General features: G+C 71.7%; 14 protein-coding genes. All 14 read left to right on the forward strand.

Features of this window, described 5'->3' with window-relative positions:
- Positions 1 to 58: 58 nt before the first annotated feature.
- Entirely contained in the window at positions 59 to 1,864 is a 1,806-nt protein-coding gene (locus ACFWVC_RS24315) for a DUF5941 domain-containing protein (protein ID WP_384289902.1), read from the forward strand.
- Positions 1,861 to 2,610 carry a sugar phosphate nucleotidyltransferase gene (locus ACFWVC_RS24320; protein WP_384289861.1) on the forward strand — a complete coding sequence of 250 codons (750 nt, stop codon included), beginning with the start codon at positions 1,861 to 1,863 and terminating at the stop codon, positions 2,608 to 2,610. The genes ACFWVC_RS24315 and ACFWVC_RS24320 overlap by 4 nt, the downstream gene beginning before the upstream one ends.
- On the forward strand, positions 2,598 to 3,659 hold the full coding sequence (locus ACFWVC_RS24325; RefSeq protein WP_384289864.1) for an iron-containing alcohol dehydrogenase family protein: 1,062 nt from the start codon (positions 2,598 to 2,600) through the stop codon (positions 3,657 to 3,659). Before ACFWVC_RS24320 ends, ACFWVC_RS24325 begins: the two co-directional genes overlap by 13 nt.
- A complete protein-coding gene (locus ACFWVC_RS24330) occupies positions 3,637 to 4,422 on the forward strand; it encodes a CDP-alcohol phosphatidyltransferase family protein (protein WP_384289866.1) in 786 nt (261 codons plus the stop codon). Before ACFWVC_RS24325 ends, ACFWVC_RS24330 begins: the two co-directional genes overlap by 23 nt.
- A 53-nt stretch (positions 4,423 to 4,475) precedes the next feature.
- Entirely contained in the window at positions 4,476 to 5,321 is an 846-nt protein-coding gene (locus ACFWVC_RS24335) for a glycosyltransferase family 2 protein (RefSeq protein WP_384289905.1), read from the forward strand.
- Positions 5,322 to 5,401: 80 nt separating this feature from the next.
- Positions 5,402 to 6,331 carry an ABC transporter permease gene (locus tag ACFWVC_RS24340; RefSeq protein WP_384289869.1) on the forward strand — a complete coding sequence of 310 codons (930 nt, stop codon included), beginning with the start codon at positions 5,402 to 5,404 and terminating at the stop codon, positions 6,329 to 6,331.
- Between the two features lie 412 nt (positions 6,332 to 6,743).
- A complete protein-coding gene (hpnC, locus tag ACFWVC_RS24345) occupies positions 6,744 to 7,664 on the forward strand; it encodes a squalene synthase HpnC (RefSeq protein ID WP_384289908.1) in 921 nt (306 codons plus the stop codon).
- Positions 7,665 to 7,690: 26 nt separating this feature from the next.
- Positions 7,691 to 8,599, forward strand: coding sequence for a presqualene diphosphate synthase HpnD (gene hpnD / locus ACFWVC_RS24350; RefSeq protein ID WP_384289913.1), 909 nt, complete (start codon positions 7,691 to 7,693; stop codon positions 8,597 to 8,599).
- 186 nt (positions 8,600 to 8,785) lie between these two features.
- Positions 8,786 to 10,243, forward strand: coding sequence for a hydroxysqualene dehydroxylase HpnE (gene hpnE, locus ACFWVC_RS24355; RefSeq protein WP_384289871.1), 1,458 nt, complete (start codon positions 8,786 to 8,788; stop codon positions 10,241 to 10,243).
- Entirely contained in the window at positions 10,240 to 11,361 is a 1,122-nt protein-coding gene (locus ACFWVC_RS24360) for a polyprenyl synthetase family protein (RefSeq protein WP_384289874.1), read from the forward strand. Before hpnE ends, ACFWVC_RS24360 begins: the two co-directional genes overlap by 4 nt.
- A gap of 98 nt (positions 11,362 to 11,459) precedes the next feature.
- On the forward strand, positions 11,460 to 13,490 hold the full coding sequence (gene shc, locus ACFWVC_RS24365; protein WP_384289880.1) for a squalene--hopene cyclase: 2,031 nt from the start codon (positions 11,460 to 11,462) through the stop codon (positions 13,488 to 13,490).
- Complete coding sequence (locus tag ACFWVC_RS24370; RefSeq protein WP_384289883.1) at positions 13,490 to 14,128, forward strand: 1-hydroxy-2-methyl-2-butenyl 4-diphosphate reductase; 639 nt, start codon at positions 13,490 to 13,492, stop codon at positions 14,126 to 14,128. The genes shc and ACFWVC_RS24370 overlap by 1 nt, the downstream gene beginning before the upstream one ends.
- Positions 14,129 to 14,133: 5 nt before the next feature.
- Complete coding sequence (hpnH, locus tag ACFWVC_RS24375; protein ID WP_384289888.1) at positions 14,134 to 15,162, forward strand: adenosyl-hopene transferase HpnH; 1,029 nt, start codon at positions 14,134 to 14,136, stop codon at positions 15,160 to 15,162.
- A 7-nt stretch (positions 15,163 to 15,169) separates the two neighbouring features.
- The coding region (locus ACFWVC_RS24380) for a flavodoxin-dependent (E)-4-hydroxy-3-methylbut-2-enyl-diphosphate synthase (protein WP_384289890.1) at positions 15,170 to 15,885 on the forward strand (716 nt) is incomplete at its 3' end.

Consider the following 15,885-nt stretch of genomic DNA (forward strand, 5'->3'; position numbering starts at 1 on the left):
CAGGTGCCGACCGGCGCCGCCCCACCCGTCCACTGTGTGTCCCAGGGAGTGAGTCCGTCTGCCGACCGCCATCCTCACCGGTCCGCCGGTCGCGGGTTCACCGATCGAGGGTGACCTGCGCGGCCTCGGCTTCGACGTGCTCGCGGTGGACGACGCAGGTGCCCTCGCGGCACGCCTTGCCGCCGTCCCGCCCGCCGAGCGCGTCGCGGTCGTCGACCCGCGCTTCGTCGGCCACGTCCACGCGCTGCGGCTCGCGCTGACCGACCCCCGCTTCGACGCCGCCGCCGTGCCGGGCGCCCTGTCCGTCCAGCCGGCCGCCCGTCCCGCGCTCATACGGGCGCTGGCGCCGGCCGGCGACCGGCGCGCGGGCCGTACCGCCGTCGCCGGGGCGGCGAGCCTGCCCGACGAGCTGGCGGCGGGCATGGACGCCGAAGGCGTCGCCGTGCAGCGGCCTGAGCTCGGCGTCCTGGTCGCCCAGGTGCCGGCCGGCGCTGAGGAGCGGGCACAGGCCGAGGCGGCCGTCGCCGCCGTCGACGACGAGGCGGTGCGCCTGCGCAGCGCCGTGAAGTCCCGCGACGGCTTCTTCACCACCCACTTCGTCAGTCCGTACTCCCGCTACATCGCGCGCTGGTGCGCCCGCCGCGGGTTCACGCCGAACCAGGTGACGACTGCCTCGCTGCTGGTCGCCCTGATCGCCGCCGCCTGCGCCGCGACCGGCACCCGCCCCGGGTTCGTGGCGGCCGGCGTGCTCCTCATCGCGTCCTTCGTGCTGGACTGCACCGACGGGCAGCTCGCCCGCTACTCGCTGCAGTACTCCACGCTCGGCGCCTGGCTCGACGCCACCTTCGACCGCGTCAAGGAGTACGCGTACTACGCCGGCCTCGCGCTCGGCGCCGCCCGCGCCGGCGGCGGTGACGACGTATGGGCGCTCGCCCTGGGGGCGATGGTCCTGCAGACCTGCCGCCATGTGGTCGACTTCTCCTTCAACGAGGCCAACCACGACGCGGAGGCCAACACCAGCCCCACCGCCGCGCTGTCCGACCGGCTCGACCGGGCCGGCTGGACGGTGTGGATACGCAGGATGATCGTGCTGCCCATCGGCGAACGCTGGGCGCTGATAGCCGTCCTCACCGCGGCCACCACACCGCGCATCACCTTCGTGGTACTGATCATCGGCTGCGCCTTCGCCGCCTGCTACACCACCGCCGGTCGCGTTCTGCGCTCGCTGACCCGCAAGGCGGTACGCACCGACCGCGCCGCCGCCGCGCTGGCCGAGCTCGCCGACACCGGACCCCTCGCCGAGGCCGTCGCCCGCACGCTGCGCGGCCGCGGCTTCCCGGCCGCCGCCGCGGTGGGCGCGGCAGTGATGATCGCCACGTCACTGGCGGCCCCGGCGGGCAGCTGGTGGCCGCTCGCGGCCGCGGCCGTCTACGTCGTCACCGCGGGCCTCGCCGTCGCAGGACCGCTCAAGGGAGCCCTCGACTGGCTTGTCCCGCCCCTCTTCCGGGCAGCCGAGTACGGAACCGTCCTGGCGCTCGCGGCCGTCTCGAAGGTGAACGGAGCATTGCCCGCGGCTTTCTGTTTGGTTGCCGCGGTCGCCTACCATCACTACGACACGGTGTACCGCATCCGCGGCGGGACAGGGGCGCCGCCACGGGCCCTGGTACGGGCGACCGGCGGGCACGAGGGAAGGACGCTCGTGGTCGCGGCCGTGTCCGTGGCCCTGGCGCACACCACGGGATTCACGGTGGCGCTGACGGTCCTCGCCGTCGCACTCGCCCTGCTGGTGCTCACCGAGAGCATCCGCTTCTGGATGTCCTCGGGGGCGCCCGCCGTGCACGACGAAACAGGAGAACCCGCATGATCGGCCTCGTGCTGGCGGCCGGCGCCGGACGGCGTCTTCGCCCCTACACCGACACCCTGCCGAAGGCCTTGGTGCCGGTGGACCGGGCGGGCGAGGGCAGGACCACGGTCCTGGACCTGACGCTGCGCAATTTCGCCGAGATCGGTCTGACCGATGCCGCCGTCGTCGTGGGCTATCGCAAGGAGGCCGTGCACGAGCGCCAGACCGCGCTGGAGGCCAAGTACGGCGTCAAGCTCCACCTCGTCGAGAACGACAAGGCCGAGGAGTGGAACAACGCCTACTCCCTGTGGTGTGCCCGTGACGTGCTCGCCGAGGGCGTGATCCTCGCCAACGGCGACACCGTGCACCCCGTCTCCGTCGAGCAGACGCTGCTGGAGGCCCGCGGCGGTGCCCGCCGCATCATCCTCGCCCTGGACACGGTCAAGGACCTGGCCGACGAGGAGATGAAGGTCGTCACGGCCGAGGGTCAGGGCGTGCGCCGGATCACCAAGCTGATGGACCCGGCCTCGGCGACCGGCGAGTACATCGGCGTCACCCTCATCGAGGGCGCCGCGGCCGACGACCTCGCCGACGCGCTGAAGGCGACCTACGAGCGCGACCCGCAGCTGTACTACGAGGACGGCTACCAGGAGCTGGTCGACCGCGGGCTGCGCGTCGACGTCGCCCCGATCGGCGAGGTCCCCTGGGTCGAGATCGACAACCACGACGACCTCAACCGGGCCCGGGAGATCGCGTGCCGGTACTGACGAGGCTCATACCCTCGCCGGTCGTCGTCGACATCCGTGCCGGAGCCCTCGACGACCTGGCGGTGGTCCTGGCCGACCAGCGGATCTCCAGCTCCGGCCGGCTGGCCGTCGCGGTCAGCGGCGGCTCCGGCCAGGTGCTGCGCGAGCGGCTGGCCCCGGCGCTGCCCGGCGCCGACTGGTTCGAGGTGGCCGGCGGCACCATCGACGGCGCCGTCAGGCTCGCCGACGCCATGCGCGGCAAGCGCTACGACGCCGTGGTGGCGCTCGGCGGCGGCAAGATCATCGATGCCGCGAAGTACGCCGCCGCCCGTGTCGGGCTGCCGGTGGTGGCCGTCGCGACCAACCTGGCGCACGACGGCCTGTGCTCGCCGGTGTCCACGCTGGACAACGACAACGGCCGGGGCTCGTACGGCGTGCCGAGCCCCATCGCCATGGTCATCGACCTCGACGTGATCCGTGAGGCCCCGGTCCGCTTCGTGCGTTCCGGCATCGGCGACGCCATCTCCAACATCTCCTGCATCGCGGACTGGGAGCTGTCCCACCGCGAGACGGGTGAGCCGATCGACGGCCTGGCCGCCGCGATGGCCCGGACGGCCGGCGAGTCCGTGCTCCGTCACCCCGGCGGCATCGGTGACGACGAGTTCCTGACCGTGCTCGCCGAGGCGCTGGTGCTCACCGGCATCGCCATGTCGATCAGCGGCGACAGCCGGCCCGCGTCGGGTGCCTGCCACGAGATCAGCCATGCGATCGACCTGCTCCACCCGCGGCGGGCCGCCGCCCACGGTGAACAGGTCGGCATAGGCGCCGCCTTCGCGATGTTCCTGCGCGGCGCCGAGGAACAGGCGGGGCTCTTCGCGGAGACCCTGCGCAACCACGGACTGCCGGTCACGCCCGGCGAGATCGGCTTCACCGAGGACGAGTTCGTCAAGGCCGTCGCCTACGCACCGCAGACCCGCCCCGGGCGCTACACGATCCTCGAGCACCTGGAGCTTTCCACCGACGAGATCAGGGACGCTTACGCAGACTATGCCAAAACCATCGGTAGCTGAGCTGCGGCCGGTCGTTCACCCCGCAGGGCTGAAGGACCGCCGTAGCGGTGAGCACTGGGCCGGGCGCATGTACATGCGCGAGGTCTCGCTGCGCTGGACCCGTCACCTGGTGAACAGCCGGGTGACGCCCAACCAGCTCACGTATCTGATGATCGTCGCGGGCATCGCGGCCGGTGCGGCGCTCCTGGTGCCGGGCCCGGCCGGAGCCGTGGCCGCCGCGTTGCTGATCCAGCTGTACCTGCTGCTGGACTGCGTGGACGGCGAGGTCGCCCGCTGGCGCAGACAGACCTCCATAACCGGCGTGTACCTCGACCGGGTGGGCCACTACCTGTCCGAGGCCGCGTTGTTGATCGGTTTCGGCGTGCGCGCCGCCGACCTCTTCCACCGGGACGGCGCGAGCACCCAGTGGGGCTGGGCGTTCCTCGGGACGCTGGCCGCCCTGGGCGCCATCCTGATCAAGGCGGAGACCGACCTGGTCGACGTGGCCCGGGCACGCAGCGGCCTGCCCGCGGTGCAGGACGAGGCGTCCGTGCCGCGTTCCTCCGGTCTGGCGCTGGCGCGCCGGGCCGCGGCCGCGCTGAAGTTCCACCGACTGGTCGGCGGCGTCGAGGCCTCGCTGCTGATCCTGGCCGCGGGTGTCGCGGACTCCTTCCACGGCGACCTGCTGTTCACCCGGATCGCGGTGTGCGCCCTGGCCGCCATCGCCGTGCTGCAGACGCTGCTGCACCTGGTCTCGATCCTCGCCTCGAACAGGCTGAGGTGACAGCGGTGGGGACGTCGGCGGAATCGTTGCGCCTCGGCGCGGTGATCATCACCATGGGCAACCGCCCGGAGGAGTTGCGCGACCTGCTGGACTCGGTCGCCAAGCAGACCGGCCCGGCGATAGAGGTCGCCGTGGTCGGCAACGGCTCCCCGCTGCCCGAGCTGCCGGCCGGCGTGCGGTCCGTGGAACTGCCCGAGAACCTGGGCATACCCGGCGGACGCAACGTCGGCATAGAGGTCTTCGGCCCCGGCGGCCGTGACGTCGACGTCCTCCTGTTCCTCGACGACGACGGGCTGCTGCCCGACGAGGACACCGCCGCTCTGGTCCGCGAAGCCTTCGCCGACGACCCCCACCTCGGCATCGTCAGCTTCCGGATCGCCGATCCGGAGTCCGGCGTCACCCAGCGCCGCCACGTCCCCCGGCTGCGCGCCTCCGACCCGATGCGCTCCTCACGCGTCACGACCTTCCTGGGCGGCGCCAATGCCGTCCGCACCACGGTCTTCCAGCAGGTCGGCGTATTGCCGGACGAGTTCTTCTACGCACATGAGGAGACCGACCTCGCCTGGCGGGCCCTCGACGCGGGCTGGATGATCGACTACCGCTCGGACATGGTGCTCTACCACCCGCTGACCGCCCCGAGCCGGCACGCCGTCTACCACCGCATGGTGGCCCGCAACCGCGTGTGGCTCGCCCGGCGCAATCTGCCCTGGGCGCTGGTGCCGGCGTATGTGGGGGTCTGGCTGCTGCTGACGCTGCTGCGGCGGCCCTCGCGACCGGCGCTGCGCGCCTGGTTCGGCGGGTTCCGGGAGGGCTGGACGACTCCGTGCGGCCGGCGCCGGCCCATGCGGTGGTCCACCGTCTGGCGGCTCGCCCGACTGGGCCGGCCCCCGATCATCTGACAAGCTCGAAAGTCGACAGCACGCGGCGCATCCGGCACCTTCCGCCCGGATGCGCTTCCCACGGGACGAAAGTGTCGACTGTGAGCGAGACAGCGCACGACGATGCGGTCGCCACGGGTGCCGGAGCGGCGTCGTCCGCGGACGACGTTCCGGCCCCGGCCGAACTCGCGGCCAAGTACGGCCTCGCCGTCAGCGGCGCCCGGCCGGGCCTCGCGGCCTATCTGCGGCAGTTGTGGAGCCGCCGGCACTTCATCTCGTCGTTCGCCAGGGCCCGGGCGTCGGCGCAGTACACCCAGGCCCGGCTGGGCCAGCTGTGGCAGGTGCTGACGCCGCTGTTCAACGCGGCCGTCTACTACTTCATCTTCGGTCTGCTGCTCGGCACCGACCGCGGTGTGGACAACTTCATCGCGTTCCTGGTCACCGGTGTCTTCGTCTTCACCTACACCCAGTCCTCGGTGATGGCCGGGGTCCGCTCGATCTCCGGCAACCTCGGCCTGATCCGGGCACTGCACTTCCCCCGCGCCTCGATGCCGCTGGCGTTCACCCTCGTGCAGTTACAGCAACTGCTGATGTCGATGCTCGTGCTGCTGGCCATCGTGCTCATGACCGGTGAGGTGCCGCGTCCGGCCTGGCTGCTGGCCGTGCCCGCGCTGGCGCTGCAGTCGGTGTTCAACGCGGGGCTCGCGATGGTCATGGCGCGGCTCGGCAGCAGGATGACCGACCTGGCGCAGCTGATGCCGTTCGTCCTGCGCACGTGGATGTACACCTCTGGTGTCATGTACAGCATCACGCACTTCACGGCGCACGCCCCCGCGCCGGTCCAGCTGGCCCTGCAGCTGAACCCGGCCGCCGTCTACATCGACCTCGTGCGCTTCGCGCTGATCGACAGCTTCACCGCCGAGCAGTTGCCCCCGCACGTCTGGGCCGTCGCGCTGGGCTGGGCCCTGGTGATGGGTGTGGGTGGTTTCGTGTACTTCTGGAAGGCCGAGGAGCAGTACGGCCGGGGCTGATCGCGAAATTCATCCCGCGTTGGGGCCGCCGTAGTGAGGCGTGTGGCCGAAACGGTCATTCGGGACCTGTGTGGCTCCTGATTTTTACGGGACTTTGCCAGCACCCTGGAAGTCGACCCTCCGAATGTGCGTTGGAGCTTGCGGATCGACATCGTTGTGCACCCCGGCGCACGCCGGGCCCGCTCTGCGCCGTAAGCTGTAGCGGTACTCAATCGCCGGATCTCAGGCGAAACGTCCGGAGAGTCGGTTCGGGTACGCGGTGGCCCGGAGCAGGAGATATGGCGGCGGCGTGTCCGAAATTGGGTGTTATGGGCTATCAGTGTAGAACGGGGGATGTGACGGCTATGGCTCTGTGGACCCCTGGGGAGAAGGCGCCCACCGCCCGGACACCGGGACGTCCACGGTGACCGCGCTGCGCCCCGCGGCTTCGGGCGACGCGTCCGCGGACGCCCATTCACAGGCCGTCCTCGCCAAGGCGACCAGGGAGAACTTCCCGGTCGCCCCGTTCTTCCTGCCCCGCTCCTGGCGGGGTGACCTCATGGCCGTCTACGGCTACGCCCGGCTCGTGGACGACATCGGCGACGGGGACCTGGCCGGCGGCGGACGCGAGGACGCCCTGCGCCTGGGGCTGCCCGCCGACGCGGCCGATGACCGCGTGGCCATGCTCGACGCCTTCGAGGCCGACCTGCGCCGGGTCTTCGACGGCCCGCCGGACACGATCCGGCACCCCCTGCTCCGCGCCCTGCGCCCCACCGTGCTGCGGCACAGCCTCACCCCGGAGCCCTTCCTCGGCCTCGTGGCGGCCAACCGGCAGGACCAGCTCGTCCGCCGCTACGCCACGTACGAGGACCTGCTCGCCTACTGCGAGCTGTCGGCCAACCCGGTCGGCCGCCTCGTCCTGGGCATCACCGGCACCGCCACCCCCGAGCGGATCCGCCGCTCGGACGCGGTCTGCACCGCACTGCAGATCGTCGAGCACCTTCAGGACGTGACCGAGGACCTCGGCCGCGACCGCATCTACCTGCCCGCCGAGGACATGAAGCACTTCGGCGTGACCGAAACCGATCTCACCACCGCAACCGCGGGCGCATCGGTGCGCGCGCTGGTGGCCCGTGAAGCGGAACGCGCCCGCGATCTTCTGAATGAAGGCACCCCCTTGGTGGGTAGCGTCCACGGCAGGCTCAGGCTGCTGCTCGCCGGATTCGTCGGGGGAGGCCGCGCCGCCCTCCGGGCGATCGCGGACGCCGGGTACGACGTGCTGCCAGGGCCGCCGAAGGCGGGCAAGTACAGCCTCCTGCGCGAGGTGGGGTCGACATTGCGAAGAGAGGGGTGAGCCGGACAGTGAACGGCTCCGATCGCATGTCCGGACCGGTGCTCGCGGCGTACGCCTACTGCGAGAGCGTCACCGGCCACGAAGCCCGCAACTTTGCCTATGGCATCCGGCTGCTGCCCACCCCCAAACGGCAGGCGATGTCGGCCTTGTACGCGTTCTCCCGACGGGTCGACGACATCGGCGACGGCGACCTCGCGCCCGCCGACAAGCAGGCCCGGCTGGACCAGACGCGCGCCGTGCTGGCCCGGGTCCGCGCCGGCGAGGTCACCGAGGAGGAGACCGACCCCGTGGCGGTCGCCCTCGCCGACTCCGCCCGCCGCTTCCCGATCCCGCTCGGCGGGCTCGACGAGCTCATCGACGGCGTCCAGATGGACCTGCGCGGCGACACCTACGAGACATGGGACGACCTCGCGGCCTACTGCCGCTGTGTCGCCGGGGCCATCGGCCGGCTCTCGCTCGGCGTCTTCGGCACGGCGACCTCCGCGCAGGAACGCGAGCGCGCCGCCGAGTACGCCGACACCCTCGGGCTCGCCCTGCAACTCACCAACATCCTGCGGGACCTGCGCGAGGACGCGAGCAACGGGCGCACCTACCTGCCCGCCAACGACCTTGCCAAGTTCGGCTGTTCGGACGGATTCCACTCCGACACCCCGCCGCAGGGCGCGGACTTCGCCGGCCTGATCGAGTTCGAGGTGCGCCGGGCCCGGGCCCTGTTCGCCGACGGCTACCGGCTGCTGCCCATGCTGGACCGCCGCAGCGGCGCCTGCGTCTCCGCGATGGCGGGCATCTACCGCCGGCTGCTGGAGCGCATCGCCGCCGACCCCGAGGCCGTACTGCGCGGCCGGGTCTCGCTCCCCGCCCACGAGAAGGCGTACGTCGCGGCCCGCGGTCTCGCGGGACTCGACGCCCGCCGGGCGGCCAGGAGGCGCGTGTGACGCCCGCTCCAGCCGCCACGGGCGCCGCTGCCGGTCCATGCGGCGCGCCCGAACCGGGTACGGAAGCCGTCCGCCGGCGGGCGAAGCGGTTTTTCTCCCACGGCGTGGCAACCGTCACCGTGTCCGGCGCGTCACTGTCGGCAACGGTACGGTCCGCCCCGCGGGGCGGACCGAGGGGGAGGACGGATGGCTGAGCACACGGCCGTCGTGGTCGGTGGCGGGCTCGCGGGCACGACCGCGGCCCTGGCACTGGCCGACGCCGGGCTGCGCGTCACCCTGCTGGAGGCACGGCCCCGGCTGGGCGGCCTCGCCTTCTCCTTCCAGCGCGGCGACCTGACCGTCGACAACGGCCAGCACGTCTTCCTGCGCTGCTGCGACGCGTACCGCCGGTTCCTCGACCGGATCGACGCGACCGAGCTCGTCACCGTGCAGAACCGGCTGGACGTGCCCGTGCTCGACGTCGGCGGCGCCCGGCCGCGGCTCGGCCGGCTGCGGCGCGCCGGGCTCCCGGTTCCGCTGCACCTGGCCGCGAGCCTGGCCACGTACCCGCACCTGTCGCTCGCCGAGCGTGCCTCCGTCGGCCGCGCCGCGCTCGCCCTGCGCGGCCTGGACCTCGCCGACCCCGCGCTGGACGCGGTGGACTTCGGCAGCTGGCTGAGCCGGCGCGGCCAGTCGCCGCGCACGATCGAGGCCCTGTGGGACCTGGTCGGCGTCGCGACCCTCAACGCCACCGCGGCGAACTCCTCGCTCGGCCTGGCCGCGATGGTCTTCAAGACCGGACTGCTGTCCGACCCGGGTGCCGCCGACATCGGCTGGGCCGCCCGGCCGCTCGGCGAGCTGCACGACGACCGGGCCCGCACGGCCCTGGACAAGGCCGGGGTCCGCACCCTGCTGCGGGCCCGCGTCACCTCGATCACCCGCACGGACGCGGCCGAGCCGGTACGGTCCGACGCGGGCGCGGCCGCCCCCGACGCCGGCGAGGGCCGTGCGGTCTGGGAGGTCGAGGCCGAGACCGGCCCCGGCCGCGGCGAGCGCATCACCGCCGACGTCGTGGTGCTGGCCGTGCCGCAGCACGAGGCGCACGGACTGCTGCCCGCGGGTGCCCTGGAGGATCCCGGCGCCCTGCTGCGCATCGGCACCGCGCCCATCCTGAACGTCCACGTCGTCTACGACCGTGAGGTGCTGCGGCAGCCCTTCTTCGCGGCACTCGGCAGTCCCGTGCAGTGGGTCTTCGACCGTACGGAGCCCTCCGGGCTCACCGGCGGCGGCCAGTACCTCGCCCTGTCCCAGTCCGCCGCCGAGGAGGAGATCGACCTGCCGGTGGCAGAGCTGCGCAAGCGCTATCTGCCCGAACTGGAGCGACTGCTCCCGGCCGCGCGCGACGCCGTCGTCCGGGATTTCTTCGTCACCAGGGAGCGGACGGCGACCTTCGCGCCCGCCCCCGGTGTCGGCGCCCTGCGCCCCGGTCCCCGTACCCGGGCGCCGGGCGTCTGGCTCGCCGGCGCGTGGACCGCCACCGGCTGGCCCGCGACCATGGAAAGCGCGGTCCGCAGCGGTTTGCAAGCCTCCCGAGCAGCTTTGACCGCACTCCGCCATCCCTTCGACCCACGCCCCTTCGAAATCGAAGGCCTGGAGCCGGCATGAGCCTCACCAGTGCAACCCGAGGAGACAATGTGACCGCTGGCCACGAGCAGATGAACGCGGGCGTCGACAGAGCGACCGTGACCGCGCTGCTGGAGCGCGGCCGCGAGCTGTCCACGCCGGTGCTGCGCGCCGCCGTGGACCGTCTCGCACCCCCCATGGACACCGTCGCGGCCTACCACTTCGGGTGGATCGACGCCGCGGGCAACCCCACCCACGGCGACAGCGGCAAGGCCGTCCGTCCCGCGCTCGCCCTGCTCTCCGCCGAGGCCGCGGGCGCGGGCCCCGAGACCGGCATCCCCGGCGCGGTCGCGGTCGAATTGGTGCACAACTTCTCGCTGCTGCACGACGACCTGATGGACGGCGACGAGCAGCGCCGGCACCGTGACACGGTCTGGAAGGTGCACGGTCCCGCCCAGGCCATCCTGGTCGGCGACGCGCTGTTCGCACTCGCGAACGAGATCCTGCTGGAGCAGGGCACCCCGGAGGCCGGCCGGGCCACCCGGCGGATCACCACCGCTACCCGCAAGCTGATCGACGGTCAGGCGCAGGACATCTCCTTCGAGCACCGCGAGCGGGTCACCGTGCAGGAGTGCCTGGAGATGGAGGGCAACAAGACCGGCGCCCTGCTGGCCTGCGCCTCCTCCATCGGCGCGGTGCTCGGCGGCGCCTCGGAGGCGGACGCCGACGCCCTGGAGGAGTACGGGTACCACCTGGGCCTGGCCTTCCAGGCCATCGACGACCTGCTGGGCATCTGGGGCGACCCGGCGGCGACCGGCAAGCAGACCTGGAGCGACCTGCGCCAGCGCAAGAAGTCGCTGCCGGTCGTGGCCGCGCTGGCTGCGGGGGGCTCGGCCTCGGAACGCCTGGCCGAGCTCCTGGCAGCGGATGCGAAGGCCGCGGACTCGGCGGACCGTAATGATATCGAGTCCTTCGACGAGGAAGAGTTCGCGGCGAGGGCCGCGTTGATCGAGGAGGCTGGGGGTCGGGAGTGGACATCCCAGGAGGCCCGTCGCCAGTACGCCACCGCAATTTCCGCACTCGACAAAATGGACATGTCGGGTGAAGTTCGCCGTAAGCTCGTGGGTCTGGCGGATTTTGTGGTGGTTCGCGAGAAGTAAGGACGCAAGTGGAGCGCAGTACGTCGCCGGCCGGGCACGTGTAACGGCCGACGGCAGCCCCAACACCGCAGACAGAACGACTGTGCAAAGGGGAAGCCATGACAGCGACGACCGACGGCGGTCCCGGGGGCATCGCGGCCTCCGGGACACCCTCGGCCAGCACGAAGGCAGCGGGCAGACCGACGCATCAGACGCCCGGTTCGTCACGGGACGGCACGACACGTCCCCCCGGGGTAGAGGCGGCGGCGCACGCGACGCGCCGTGCCACCGACCACCTGCTGGCCCGTCAGCACCCTGACGGATGGTGGAAGGGCGACCTCGAGACCAATGTGACGATGGACGCCGAGGACTTGTTGCTCCGTCAGTTCCTCGGTATCCAGGACGAGCGGATCGTCGCGGCCGCCGCCCGCTGGATCCGGTCCCAGCAGCGTGGCGACGGTGCCTGGCCGACCTTCCACGGCGGCCCCGGCGATGTCTCCGCGACCGTCGAGGCGTACGTCGCGCTCCGGCTCGCGGGAGACGCACCTGACGCCCCGTGGATGGCGGCCGCCTCCGCCTTCGTCCGTGAGCAGGGCGGTGTCGCCCGGGCCCGGGTGTTCACCAGGATCTGGCTCGCCCTGTTCGGCTGGTGGCGCTGGGAGGACCTGCCGGAGCTGCCGCCGGAGCTGATCTTCCTGCCCAAGTGGGCCCCGCTCAACATCTACTCGTTCGCCAGCTGGGCCCGGCAGACCATCGTGCCGCTCACCGTCGTCGCCGCCCACCGGCCGGTGCGGCCGGTCCCCTTCGGACTCGACGAACTGCACGTCGACCCGGCGCGGCCGAACCCGCCGGTCAAGCGCGCCTTCCTCGGCAGCTGGGACGGGGTGTTCCAGCGGCTCGACCGGGCCCTGCACGCCTACCGCAAGGTCAGCGTCGGCCCGCTGCGCCGGGCCGCGCTGCGCTCCGCCGCCCGCTGGATCATCGAGCGGCAGGAGAACGACGGCTGCTTCGGCGGCATCCAGCCTCCCGCCGTCTACTCCGTGATCGCGCTCCACCTGCTCGGCTACGACCTCGACCACCCCGTGCTCCGCGCCGGCCTCCGGGCGCTGGACGACTTCGCGGTCTGGCCGGACGAGGACACGCGCATGATCGAGGCGTGCCAGTCGCCGGTCTGGGACACCTGTCTGGCCGCCATCGCCCTCGCCGACGCGGGAGTCCCGGCCGATGACCCGGCGCTGGTCAAGGCGGCCGAGTGGATGCTCGGCGAGCAGATCAGCAAGCGCGGCGACTGGGCCGTGCAGCGGCCCGACCTGCCGTCCGGCGGCTGGGCGTTCGAGTTCGAGAACGACACCTACCCCGACATCGACGACACCGCTGAGGTCGTCCTCGCCCTGCTGCGGGTCGACCACCCCGAACCGGGCCGGATGAGGTCCGCGATCGAGCGCGGCGTGCGCTGGAACCTCGGCATGCAGTCCAAGAACGGCGCGTGGGGCGCGTTCGACGCCGACAACACCAGCGCCTTCCCCAACCGGCTGCCCTTCTGCGACTTCGGCGAGGTCATCGACCCGCCCTCGGCCGACGTGACCGCGCACGTGGTCGAGATGCTGGCCGCCCTCGGTCTGGAGCACGACCCCCACACCCGGCGCGGCATCGACTGGCTGCTCGCCGAACAGGAGCCGAACGGCGCCTGGTTCGGCCGCTGGGGCGTCAACTACATCTACGGCACGGGGTCGGTGGTGCCCGCGCTCGTCGCCGCCGGGCTGCCGGGCAGTCACCCCGCGGTGCGGCATGCCGTGTCCTGGCTGGAGTCCGTGCAGAACGAGGACGGCGGCTGGGGCGAGGACCTTCGGTCCTACTCCTCCGCCGACTGGGCCGGGCGCGGCGAGTCCACGCCCTCCCAGACCGCCTGGGCGCTGATGGCCCTGCTGGCGGCCGGCGAGCGCGAGAGCGAGGCCGTCACGCGCGGCGTGCGCCGGCTCGTCGACACGCAGCTGGAGGACGGCTCCTGGGACGAGCCCTACTTCACGGGCACCGGCTTCCCGCGGGACTTCTCCATCAACTACCACCTCTACCGCATGGTGTTCCCGCTCACCGCCCTCGGGCGCTATGTGCACGGGGAGCCCTTCGGCGGAGTACGGAAGGGGGACTGATGGGGCCGTCCGGCCCACCTCTGCTCATCGTCTGCGCGCTGCGGATGGAGCGGTTCGCACTGCGCGGCGGCGGCCGTGCGCGCGCCGTGGCGGGGGCGTACCCGCGTCGCGGCAAGGGGGAGGGCCCCGAGGTCGTCTTCGTGCGCACGGGCATGGGCCCCCAGGCGGCGGAGCGTGCCGTCGCCGAGGCGCTGCGCGACCCCGCGCTCGACGGGGCCCCCGTCCTCACCACCGGCTTCTGTGCCGGACTGGCCACCGGAATGCGGCCCGGCGACGTGGTGGTCGCCGACGGCCCGCAGGACGGTGCAACACTGGCCGCCGCGCTCAAGGCGGCCGGGCACACCGTGCACATCGGCCGGCTCGCGGAGTCCGACCATGTCGTACGGGGACCGGAGCGGGTGGCGCTCCGGTCCACCGGTGCCATCGCCGTCGACATGGAGTCGGCGGCGATGATGCGGGCCGCGCTCGCCCGGGGCCCACGCCCCGTCGCGGCGGCTCGTGTGGTCGTCGACACGCCCGAGTTCGAGCTCGTGCGCCTCGGCACCCTCCGCACGGGAATCACCGCGTTCCGTGTACTGAGGGATCTTCTTCCCGCGTTTCTTGATTGGCACCGCTCTACCGCGCTCCCCTGGAGGTGAGCTAGATGGCCATGCCTCTTCGTCAGTCCATCCGGGTCGGCACCTATCTCTTCGAACAGAAAATGCTCCGCAGGCGCGAGAAGTTCCCTCTCATCGTCGAACTGGAGCCGCTCTTCGCCTGCAACCTCAAATGCGAGGGCTGCGGGAAGATCCAGCACCCCGCCGGTGTGCTCAAGCAGCGCATGCCCGTCGCCCAAGCGGTCGGAGCCGTCCTGGAATCCGGCGCGCCGATGGTCTCCATCGCCGGTGGAGAACCGTTGATGCACCCGCAGATCGACGAGATCGTGCGGCAGTTGGTGGCGCGGAAGAAGTACGTCTTCCTCTGCACCAACGCCATGCTGCTGCGCAAGAAGATGGAGAAGTTCACACCGTCGCGGTACTTCGCGTTCGCCGTGCACATCGACGGCCTGCGTGAGCGGCACGACGAATCGGTGGCCAAGGAGGGCGTCTTCGACGAGGCCGTCGAGGCGATCAAGGAGGCCAAGCGGCGCGGCTTCCGGGTCACCACGAACTCGACCTTCTTCAACACCGACACCCCGCAGACCATCATCGAGGTGCTCAACTTCCTCAATGACGAGCTCGAGGTGGACGAGATGATGATCTCGCCGGCGTACGCCTACGAGAAGGCCCCCGACCAGGAGCACTTCCTCGGCGTCGAGCAGACCCGCGAACTGTTCCGGAAGGCCTTCTCCGGCGGCAACCGGGCGAAATGGCGGCTCAACCACAGCCCGCTCTTCCTGGACTTCCTGGAGGGGAAGGTCGACTTCCCCTGCACGGCGTGGGCCATCCCCAACTACTCGCTCTTCGGCTGGCAGCGTCCCTGCTACCTGATGAGCGACGGGTATGTGACCACGTACAAGGAGCTCATCGAGGACACGGACTGGAGCAAGTACGGCCGCGGCAAGGACCCGCGCTGCGCCAACTGCATGGCGCACTGCGGCTACGAGCCGACCGCCGTCCTCGCCACGATGACCTCCCTGAAGGAGTCCATCAGGGCGGGCCGCGAGACCGTCGCGGGAAACCGCGGGAAGTGACGTCGCGATGACAGCAGTCGAGCGAGTGTCGCTCGGCCTGCCCTCCGTACCGGCCCGACCGCTCGCGGAGCGCCGCCGTTCGCGGCGCATCCAGGTCGGGCCGGTGGCGGTGGGCGGCGACGCGCCGGTCTCCGTCCAGTCCATGACGACCACACTGACCGCCGACGTCAACGCGACGCTGCAGCAGATCGCCGAACTGACGGCGGCCGGCTGCCAGATCGTGCGGGTCGCCTGCCCCTCGCAGGACGACGCGGACGCGCTGCCGCAGATCGCGAAGAAGTCGCAGATCCCGGTGATCGCGGACATCCACTTCCAGCCGAAGTACGTGTTCGCGGCGATCGACGCGGGCTGTGCGGCGGTGCGGGTGAACCCGGGGAACATCCGGCAGTTCGACGACAAGGTGAAGGAGATCGCGAAGGCGGCCTCGGACGCCGGTACGCCGATCCGGATCGGGGTGAACGCCGGTTCGCTGGACCGGCGGCTGCTGGAGAAGTACGGCAAGGCCACGCCTGAGGCGCTGGTGGAGTCGGCGCTGTGGGAGTGCTCGCTGTTCGAGGAGCACGGTTTCCGGGACATCAAGATCTCGGTGAAGCACAACGACCCGGTGGTGATGGTGAATGCGTACCGTCTGCTGGCGGCGCAGTGCGACTATCCGCTGCACCTGGGTGTGACCGAGGCCGGTCCGGCGTTCCAGGGGACGATCAAGTCGGCGGTGGCGTTCGG

Origin of the sequence: Streptomyces sp. NPDC058691, from assembly GCF_042714775.1 — a bacterium.
GTDB lineage: Bacteria > Actinomycetota > Actinomycetes > Streptomycetales > Streptomycetaceae > Actinacidiphila.

What these genes read in the sequence shown, in the direction of transcription:
- ACFWVC_RS24320 (WP_384289861.1), top strand. Translation starts at nt 1,861, where the DNA reads ATGATCGGCCTCGTGCTGGCGGCCGGCGCCGGACGGCGTCTTCGCCCC.
- ACFWVC_RS24330 (WP_384289866.1), top strand. Translation starts at nt 3,637, where the DNA reads ATGCCAAAACCATCGGTAGCTGAGCTGCGGCCGGTCGTTCACCCCGCA.
- ACFWVC_RS24335 (WP_384289905.1), top strand. Translation starts at nt 4,476, where the DNA reads ATGGGCAACCGCCCGGAGGAGTTGCGCGACCTGCTGGACTCGGTCGCC.
- hpnD (WP_384289913.1), top strand. Translation starts at nt 7,691, where the DNA reads ATGTCCGGACCGGTGCTCGCGGCGTACGCCTACTGCGAGAGCGTCACC.
- hpnE (WP_384289871.1), top strand. Translation starts at nt 8,786, where the DNA reads ATGGCTGAGCACACGGCCGTCGTGGTCGGTGGCGGGCTCGCGGGCACG.
- ACFWVC_RS24360 (WP_384289874.1), top strand. Translation starts at nt 10,240, where the DNA reads ATGAGCCTCACCAGTGCAACCCGAGGAGACAATGTGACCGCTGGCCAC.
- shc (WP_384289880.1), top strand. Translation starts at nt 11,460, where the DNA reads ATGACAGCGACGACCGACGGCGGTCCCGGGGGCATCGCGGCCTCCGGG.
- ACFWVC_RS24370 (WP_384289883.1), top strand. Translation starts at nt 13,490, where the DNA reads ATGGGGCCGTCCGGCCCACCTCTGCTCATCGTCTGCGCGCTGCGGATG.
- hpnH (WP_384289888.1), top strand. Translation starts at nt 14,134, where the DNA reads ATGGCCATGCCTCTTCGTCAGTCCATCCGGGTCGGCACCTATCTCTTC.